At 61.8% G+C, this 5697-nt stretch carries 5 protein-coding genes and 1 pseudogene; 2 read left to right on the top strand and 4 right to left on the bottom strand.

Going from position 1 to position 5697, the window contains the following annotated elements; translation table 11 throughout:
• Positions 1 to 452, bottom strand: a 452-nt coding sequence (locus HMPREF9463_RS03480) for a helix-turn-helix domain-containing protein (protein WP_232219743.1), incomplete at its 3' end; no start/stop codon positions are given.
• Between the two features lie 96 nt (positions 453 to 548).
• Between HMPREF9463_RS03480 and HMPREF9463_RS03475 the strand changes: the two genes are divergently transcribed.
• Positions 549 to 869, top strand: coding sequence for an MGMT family protein (locus HMPREF9463_RS03475; protein WP_035137247.1), 321 nt, complete (start codon positions 549 to 551; stop codon positions 867 to 869).
• Between the two features lie 393 nt (positions 870 to 1262).
• Here the strand turns inward: HMPREF9463_RS03475 and trpS are convergent, their stop codons facing one another.
• Together trpS and HMPREF9463_RS03465 are read right to left on the bottom strand one after the other, a co-directional pair.
• Positions 1263 to 2312: a tryptophan--tRNA ligase gene (gene trpS / locus HMPREF9463_RS03470; RefSeq protein ID WP_035137246.1), complete on the bottom strand. Its 1050-nt coding sequence runs from the start codon at positions 2310 to 2312 to the stop codon at positions 1263 to 1265.
• A gap of 170 nt (positions 2313 to 2482) precedes the next feature.
• Positions 2483 to 3682: an MraY family glycosyltransferase gene (locus HMPREF9463_RS03465; protein WP_035137243.1), complete on the bottom strand. Its 1200-nt coding sequence runs from the start codon at positions 3680 to 3682 to the stop codon at positions 2483 to 2485.
• A 524-nt stretch (positions 3683 to 4206) separates the two neighbouring features.
• Between HMPREF9463_RS03465 and HMPREF9463_RS03460 the strand changes: the two genes are divergently transcribed.
• A complete protein-coding gene (locus tag HMPREF9463_RS03460; protein WP_035137242.1) occupies positions 4207 to 5145 on the top strand; it encodes a radical SAM protein in 939 nt (312 codons plus the stop codon).
• Positions 5146 to 5456: 311 nt separating this feature from the next.
• On the opposite strand, the pseudogene HMPREF9463_RS11320 reads toward HMPREF9463_RS03460, so the two are convergent.
• Positions 5457 to 5697 (bottom strand): annotated as a pseudogene (locus HMPREF9463_RS11320) (hypothetical protein); the annotation flags it as partial.

Here is a 5697-nt window from a genome sequence, read left to right as displayed (position 1 = left end):
GGCGACCTCGGCCTCGAGCCTGCGGCAGCGCTCCTCGACCTCCTGCTCGCGGGTGCGGGCCCGGGGTTTCGACCTCGACCCCCTCGGCCTGCCCTTCGGGCGGGCCGCAGCGCCTCGGCGCCGCCCTCGCGGTAGAGCCTGCACCAGCGCTCCAGCGGGGACTTCGACCTGATCCCGAACTCGGCCATAGCGTCGGCCTTCGCCATCCCGCCGTCGACCACGGCCGACGCCGCGGCGACCCTCTGCTCGAATGTGTACCTGGATTGTTTCCCGCCCATGGACAGCAGCGCCTCGCTTCCGAACGCCCGGTATACCCACTGCCATTCTCTCACGGTCTCGCGGGGGACGGACAGGGCCTCGGCCGCCGGCTTGCAGCCGACGCCGGCGTCGAAGAGCTCGACGGCCCGCCTCCTGGACTCCAGGTCGTGCTTCACCCTGAGGTCTATACTCATGGAAAACCTCCCATTTCCCGATGTCCAAGAAATGGGAGGCAGTTCACAGGCACCTTTGTGGTGGTTTATGCTTTTCCGGGTGGAAGGGAGCGAGCAATGGCGTCTGAGGGCTTTTTTGAACGGGTGTACGAGGTGGTCGAGCAGATCCCCGAGGGGATGGTCGCCACGTATGGCCAGGTGGCGCTGCTTGCCGGTCGTCCACGAAGTGCGCGGTACGTGGGGTATGCCCTGCATAGTAATCCGCGCCCCGGCGAGATTCCCTGTCACCGCGTGGTGTTTGCCGACGGGCACATATGCGAGGGCTTCGCTTTTGGCGGTCCCGATGCTCAACGTGAGCTTTTGCTAGGGGAAGGTGTGGCGTTTAAGGACGACATGCACGTCGACTTGGCCGCCTGTCGCTGGCCTGCCGGGCTCTAGCGGTTCTTCCGTGGCGAAAACCACCACAAAGGCGCCTGTCCCCTTTGTGGTGGTTTTACACTGTAGGTTTACCAGAGCTAACTTATGGAGAAGGTGTGGCGGCGTACTTTGCCGTCAGAAAGTAAACCACGGTGAACTATATTGGTTTCAGCAAGGGAGCAGGCAATAGGCGATGAAAAAGCCTGCCCTGTTGAGTTTGATTCGCATCCCTCCCCTCTGTGCGATTCAACGGTGTACTTCGGGAACAGGCCCGCTGGCAGCTAACTGCCGGCGGGCCTGTTCCTGTTTGTCGAGGGGGTGCGATGGACGGAGCCGAAGCGGTCCGGCTCCAAAAAAGGCGGACGCCGCAGCGCCCGCCCTAAAGCAATCGAAAGCTCAAGCCAGTAGATCGGTCTAGTACACCATGCCCATGGCGTCCTGAACCTCTGCCAGGGTCTGATCGGCGATCTCGTTGGCGCGACGGTTGCCCTCGTGCAGGACGTCCTTCACATAGTCCAGATCGTTCTCGTAGCGCTGGCGACGCTCGCGGATCGGTGCGAAGTACTCGTTGACGGCCTCGGTCACGTACTTCTTGAGCTGGCCGGAGCCGCCCATGCCGATCTCCTCGGCAATCTCGACCTCGGAGCGACCGGTGCAGATGGCGGCCGTCGAAAGCAAACCGGACACGCCGGGGCGGTTCTCGGGATCGAACGTGATCATGCGCTCGGAGTCGGTCTGGCTCTTTTTGATGCGCTTGGCCGTTTCCTCGGCGGTCATCGAGATGTTGATGGCGTTGCCGTAGCTCTTGCTCATCTTGCGGCCGTCCAGGCCGGGCAGCAGCGGGGTCTCGGACAGCAGCGCGTCGACCTCGGGGAACACCTTGCCGTAGCGGTTGTTAAAGCGGCGGGCGATGGTGCGGGTGAGCTCGATGTGCGGCAGCTGGTCACGACCGACGGGCACCACGTTGCCCTTGCAGAACAGGATGTCGCAGGCCTGATGCACCGGGTAGGTGAGCAGAAGGCCGGTAAGCTCATGGCCCGAGGCCTCCATCTCGGCCTTGACGGTGGGGTTGCGCGCCAGCTCGGCCTCGGACACCAGCGACAGGAACGGCAGCATGAGCTGGTTGGCGGCGGGCACGGCGGAGTGCGCGTAGATCATGGTCTTGTCGGGATCGATACCGCAGGCAAGGTAGTCCATGACCATGTTGTACACGTTGTCCTGGATGTGCTCGGTCGTGTCGCGGTCAGTGATGACCTGGTAGTCGGCGATGAGCACGTTGGTCTTGGCGCCCATGTTCTGCAGCTCAACACGGCCCTTGAGGGTGCCGAAGTAGTGGCCCAGGTGCAGACGGCCGGTGGGGCGGTCGCCGGTGAGCATGGTGAACTTCTCGGGCGTCTTGGTCAGGCCCTCGCGAATGGCGTTGCTCTTTTGCAGCGCGACTTCGTAGCTGTTCTCGTTTGGCATGATTGCTCCTAACGTATGTTCATGGGTCAAGATGATAACGCGTTTATTGGAGGGGTGGTGCGTAAGTAGGCGAGGGGCGGGAGAGGGACGCGCGTGGTGCGGCATGTGCGATGGGTGCGGCGCGGCCGTGCTTGGCTAACGGTGCCTTGGCACATCCTCGGCAGTTTGCCCTAGAGCTTGTGGTGGCGCTCTTCTTTGCGCTCCTCGGCTGCCTGCTCCTCCTGCTTAAAGGCGGGGTCGTCGGGGGTGACCAGTTCGTCCTCGTGCGTGCGCTTGTTGTAATGGTGGCGCAGCACGGGTTCAAACAGGTGCAGGTGCTTGGCAAAGGCCGCCGAGCCAATGGCAAGCACGGTAAAGATGAGCACGCGCATGGGCACCTCGACCTGATTGATGGCGGCGGCGCCGGCCGAAAGCATAATGCACCAGGCATAGATGAGCAGCACAGCCTGTTTTTGGTTGTAGCCTTCTTGGATCAGGCGGTGGTGGATGTGGCCCTTGTCGGCCTGCCCGATGCTAATGTGGGCGCGCTTGCGGCGCACGATGGCGCTAAACGTGTCGATGATAGGCACGCCGGCAACGATGAGCGGGATGATAAGCGAGGTGAGTGCGGCGGTGCGGCTCACGTTGAGCAGCGAGATGGAGCCCAGCGCAAAGCCCAGAAGCAGCGACCCCGAGTCGCCCAAGAAGATGCTTGCGGGGTTGAAGTTGTAGCGCAAAAAGGCCAGACAGGCGCCAAAGAGCGCAATGGAGAGCGCGGCGGCGTCGATGCGGCCCGAGAGAACGGCCATCGAAAACATGGTGAACGAGGCGATGCCGCAGATGCCCGTGGCCAAGCCGTCGAGGCCGTCGATGAGGTTAATGATGTTGGTGAATGCCACCAGATAGATTACGGTGATGGGGTAGGCGAGCCATCCGAGCATGATCTCGCCGGGAGCAAACGGGTTGACGATGACGCCGATCCGCAGGCCGCCCATGCAGGCGATAAGCGCGGCGAGGACCTGTCCGGCCAGCTTTTGCTTGGGCGTGAGCTGGAAGACGTCGTCGATAGCGCCGGTCGCAAAGATGACGGTAAAGGAGAGCGCCAGCATGGGATAGCTAATGTGAAGGCGCGGGTGCGGCACCAGGACGGGTGGCCAGCCTAGGTACCAGGTGCCTAGGATTTGCACAATGCAGGCAACGACCAGGCCCAAAAACACCGCCGTTCCGCCCAAACGCGGGATGGGCTTGGTGTTGATGCGGCGCTTAGAAGGATAGTCGACGGCATCGAGCTTAATTGCCAAGCGCTTGACCAGGGGCACCGCGAGGAAGGTCGTGATAAAAGCCGCCGCTGCCACGCATAGGTACGGTATGTAGCTCGGGGATGAAGCCATGAATCTAAAAACCGCCAAGCGTCGAAGGAAAAGGTCAAAGGTTGCTACGCGGAAATGGCATAGCTGTCCCATGATACTCGACCGAGGGGGGTGCGGAGGTTTGCACCGTGCGATTATCACGCGCATACCAGATATTGGAATGTTGTCGATGGCTTGTCGGGATGTCGGCGGGGATCCATATGGACTGTATGGTGATTTTCGGCAAAAGAAAACCACCCCCCACGTTACGAAAATGAACCCACCTAAAACAGGTGGGTGCCCTCATCGACTGTTCCAGCGTCCTTAACAACGAAGGATACCTGTACTAGGCACGACTGTGTGGGCTCCCTAAATAAACGCGACGGTTCACCCAGTTGCTCCGCGGGGGGCGGAATAACTACATCATAAAGCGGCACTTTATCGATTCCAGTCTTGACATTACAAAAATCGTGTCGGACGATTACGGCGCCTTAGGGACGGAGCCGTCTACCCGGTCTGGCCCTTTACGTTTGAGCTGCTGAATCGTTGTTTTGGAGCATGTTTTTATGCCGACGTCGTTGACCGAACTTTTTTCGCCCGCCTGCCATTTGTGTCCGCGCCGTTGCGGTGCGGCGCGCGATGAGGGCGCGCACGGCGTCTGCGGTGCTAACGACACGCTCAAGGTGGCCCGCGCCGCGCTTCATATGTGGGAGGAGCCGCCTATCTCGGGCGAGGCCGGTTCGGGCGCGATCTTCTTTAGCGGTTGCTCGCTTAAATGTATCTACTGCCAGAACCACGAGATCTCGACCGGCAATTTTGGCCTTGAGATTTCGCCTGAGCGCCTGGTCGAGATTATGCTGGAACTGCAGGACCAGGGTGCCAACAACATCAATTTGGTGACGGCGACGCACTATGCGCACCTGTTGCCTGCCGTGATTGCCGCGGCACGGGCGCGCGGACTGGTTATCCCGATCGTCTACAACACGAGTGGTTACGAGCGCGCGAGTGCCGTGGCGGCGCTGGGCGACCTGGTCGATGTGTGGCTTACCGACTTTAAATATGCCAATGCCGGGCTTGCGCAGTCGCTCTCTCATATAAAGGACTACCCACGTGTGGCCGTGTCAGGCCTGGCTCAGATGGCGCGCGAGATCGAGCGCCGCGGGGGAGAGATGGTGGATGAGGGCGGGCTCATGAAGCGCGGCATGATTGTGCGCCATCTGGTACTGCCGGGACATGCAGACGATTCGTGTCGCGTGCTGGACCTGGTGTGGCAGACGGTGGGCGATGTGCCGATCTCGGTCATGAACCAGTACACGCCCAATGCACTTATGCGCGAGCAGGGCGGCGACCTGGCGCGTGCCGTGACGCGCGAGGAGTACGAGCAGGTGCTCGACCATGCCGACGACCTGGGTTTTACGACGATGTTCTGGCAAGAGGGCGGCGCGGTAGACGAGAGCTTCACCCCGGCCTTCGACACCACCGGTGTTCTTACCAGCGCAAAGTAGTGCGTTCGTCGATGATTTTTCTGGGACGGGGATAAAAAATCATCGAGAGGATCGCCTGTTCGAAAAGTTGCCAAAATAGCCGCGGGTTGATTTCCGATCTCAGCCGAACACATTGAGCAAATAGGCCATTCCCGCAGCTAGCCGAACGCCCCCGCGGCCCCTCCTGGGGTCCGGGGGCGCCGTTTTCCCAGTTGATGGAACGGTGGAGATGTGTTTCGATAGGTCCGGTGGCCATGCTCCGCCCGCCGCCCGGCACCTCTTCCCAGACTCAGCCGGACGGTCGGTCCGTCTATTCCGTTTTTCCTTCTAGGCTAGGCCAGCGGGGCATCGCCCCTCTCGGCGCGCGCCCTCTCGATGAGCCCCGGCGTCAGGTCGAGGTCGCCGAGCGGCACGTCCCACACACCGTAGGCGTCCAGCAGCGCCGCCGCGTCCTCCCCGAGCATCGCCCTGAAGGCGCGCGCGGGCGTCGCGAGCCGAGCGCGCCGCGGGGCTCGGAGTTCACGTGCGACATGGCCAGCGCCAGGTCGGCCGGGGCGAGCCGGTCGAACCTGA

This window comes from Collinsella sp. 4_8_47FAA (assembly GCF_000763055.1).
Taxonomy (GTDB): Bacteria; Actinomycetota; Coriobacteriia; order Coriobacteriales; family Coriobacteriaceae; genus Collinsella.
This window is presented reverse-complemented; position numbering and strand designations above follow the sequence as displayed.

Excerpts from the sequence above, each read along its gene's own strand:
- HMPREF9463_RS03475 (WP_035137247.1), top strand. The coding sequence starts at position 549 with ATGGCGTCTGAGGGCTTTTTTGAACGGGTGTACGAGGTGGTCGAGCAG.
- trpS (WP_035137246.1), bottom strand. The coding sequence starts at position 2,312 with ATGCCAAACGAGAACAGCTACGAAGTCGCGCTGCAAAAGAGCAACGCC.
- HMPREF9463_RS03465 (WP_035137243.1), bottom strand. The coding sequence starts at position 3,682 with ATGGCTTCATCCCCGAGCTACATACCGTACCTATGCGTGGCAGCGGCG.
- HMPREF9463_RS03460 (WP_035137242.1), top strand. The coding sequence starts at position 4,207 with ATGCCGACGTCGTTGACCGAACTTTTTTCGCCCGCCTGCCATTTGTGT.